The organism is Kitasatospora sp. NPDC059571 (assembly GCF_042735675.1).
Taxonomy (GTDB): domain Bacteria; phylum Actinomycetota; class Actinomycetes; order Streptomycetales; family Streptomycetaceae; genus Kitasatospora.
On sequence record NZ_JBHWBW010000793.1, the window covers coordinates 1 to 1,656 of the forward strand.

General features: G+C 71.6%; 2 protein-coding genes. One reads left to right on the forward strand and one right to left on the reverse strand.

Going from position 1 to position 1,656, the window contains the following annotated elements; genetic code table 11:
• A partial coding sequence (locus ACFV0G_RS39075) for a polyketide synthase docking domain-containing protein (protein WP_380558589.1) occupies positions 1 to 272 on the reverse strand: 272 nt, incomplete at its 3' end.
• A gap of 297 nt (positions 273 to 569) precedes the next feature.
• Here ACFV0G_RS39075 and ACFV0G_RS39080 point away from each other — a divergent pair.
• Positions 570 to 1,646, forward strand: coding sequence for a hypothetical protein (locus tag ACFV0G_RS39080; RefSeq protein ID WP_380558592.1), 1,077 nt, complete (start codon positions 570 to 572; stop codon positions 1,644 to 1,646).
• Positions 1,647 to 1,656: the final 10 nt, after the last annotated feature.

Genomic DNA, 1,656 nt, shown 5'->3' on the forward strand with positions numbered 1-1,656 from the left:
GCGGCGCGGGGTGTGCGGCGGCGGGGGCGGACACTCGGGGACGCGCCCACGCGGCGTTTCCGGGCCACCCCAAACCCCGCGTCGCGGCCCTCGCTGACGAGCTGCCAGAGCTCCTCGGGGGTGTCGACGTTCCCGGGGAAGCGGCAGCTCATGCCGATGATCGCGACGGGCTCGTGGTCGGCTGCCTCCACCTCCTGGAGCCGCTGGCGGGTCTGGGCCAGATCGGCCGTCACCCACTTGAGGTAGTCGCGAAGTGTCTCTTCATTCGCCATGACATGCCACCTCTTCAACGCATCCAGTCGGCTCGCGTCATTCGACGGATTTCTCACCGGCGGGAATTTCACAGCAATGGCCGATGACCTGTGGAAATCCCCCGGGCGAAGTTGTCGGCAACTTCGGGCACCAGGAGCTTCTGCCAGATCGCCTATTGCATTTCGCTTGGCGAGATTATGGTTCGGCGGGGGCACTCTCAACCCCTACCCGGCCCCTAGGTCGGGCGTCGGAGGGCTGTCTTCCCGCTGGTACCCGGGCAGGTCGGGGTGTCGGATCGGTCGGCTACCTTGGCCGGCATGGCGATCACTGCACGGCTCAAGGACTCGGTGCGGCTCCCGGGCGCGGGCGCGCTGGTCGACGGCTTCGCGTTCGAGGGCCGCGCGGACGGTTCGATCCGCGGCCTGCTGCGGAACGGCCACACGCTGGAGGTCCACGACCTCGACGAGGTGTTCACCGGGGAGCGCGCGCCGTTCGCCGTCTTCCCCCTGCCGTGGCCGGGGTGGGAGGGCGGGGTCCACTCGATGAGTCCCGACGGCACGTTCGCGGTGTTCTCGGGTCAGCGTGCGGTCCGGGCGGTGGGTGCGGGCGGCGAGACGCTGTGGGAGTACCGGCACGGCTGCTGGGGGCCCGAGCTCGGCCACCCGCACACGGGGGATCCGCGGGAGGTCTGCCGCGGCTCCGAACACGGCTCCTGCCGGGTCTCCGACGACGGCCGGCTGGTGTGGGCGCACGTCGTGGTCCAGCCGGAGCCGGACGACTGGGCGGAGTGCTGGGTGGTCCTGGACGCCCGGGACGGCCGCGAGCTGGCCCGGCTGCCGCTGGACAGCGCGGCATCCGGTTCGCACCACCTCTCCCACCCCGACGGTGTGCACATGGGTCTGTGCATCGGCATGGGCCAGGACGGCATCCTGCTGCACTGGGCGCGCTGGGACGGCACCGCCCTGACGGGCTGGGACCTGAACGAGGGCATGGACCGCATCCTGGTGGACGTGCACCCGGGGCAGCCGGGCTTCCTGACGGTCGAGCACAGTGGTTTCGACCTTCAGCTGCACGCCCTGGACGGCACCGTGCTCGCCGAGGCGGCACCCGGGCCGGCGGGCGACACCGAGCCGCTCTGCTGGGAGTACGGCTGCGGCTTCGTCGACGCCGACACCGTGATCGCCACCGCGGTCGGGCCCGACGAGGACGGCGACCGCGGAAGGGTGCGCCACTGGCTGCTCGATGCGCACACCCTGCGGATCCACGGCCCGGTCGAGTACCCCGCGGGCCCCGTCGACCGCGACATGCGGCCGCTCGGCGACGGGACCTGGCTCACCTTTGACGATGCCACGGGGAGGCTCAACCGCTGGATGCGGGCGACGCCCGGAGACTGAGTGGGCGCCC